This is a genomic window from Vibrio sp. 1727 (genome assembly GCF_033344415.1).
GTDB lineage: Bacteria > Pseudomonadota > Gammaproteobacteria > Enterobacterales > Vibrionaceae > Vibrio > Vibrio alginolyticus.
Genome location: NZ_JAWPOT010000569.1, coordinates 1 through 547 on the forward strand (window position 1 = coordinate 1; position 547 = coordinate 547).

A 547-nucleotide genomic window follows, 5' to 3' on the forward strand; every position below is an offset into this window, starting at 1 on the left:
GCCTAGAAGCAGGTCACTTAGCTGGCGCAGCAATCGACGTATTCCCAGTTGAACCAAAAACAAACGCTGACCCGTTTGAATCTCCACTACAGAAATTCGATAACGTCATTCTAACGCCACACGTGGGCGGCTCTACTCAAGAAGCACAAGAAAACATCGGCGTGGAAGTTGCGGGTAAACTGGCGAAATATTCAGATAATGGTTCAACACTATCAAGCGTTAACTTCCCTGAAGTATCTCTGCCTGAACACGGTCGTGAGTGCTCTCGCTTGCTGCACATTCACAAAAACCGCCCAGGTATTCTGACTCAAATTAACACAATCTTCGCAGAAGAAGGCATCAACATCGCAGCGCAGTACCTACAAACTGAAGCTGAGATCGGCTACGTAGTTATTGATGTGGAAACTGAGCGTTCAGAAGAAGCACTAACTAAGCTGAAAAGCATTGAAGGCACGATTCGTGCTCGTATTCTTCATTAAGAAGAATCCATACAATAAAGGCAGGGATATTATCCCTGCCTTTTCTTTTTGTGTTACCAAAACAAATT

At 44.6% G+C, this 547-nt stretch carries 1 protein-coding gene; it reads left to right on the forward strand.

Annotated features, from left to right (window positions below; genetic code table 11):
* Nucleotides 1-479, forward strand: a 479-nt coding sequence (locus R8O10_RS26985) for an NAD(P)-dependent oxidoreductase (RefSeq protein WP_318192194.1), incomplete at its 5' end; no start/stop codon positions are given.
* Nucleotides 480-547: the final 68 nt, after the last annotated feature.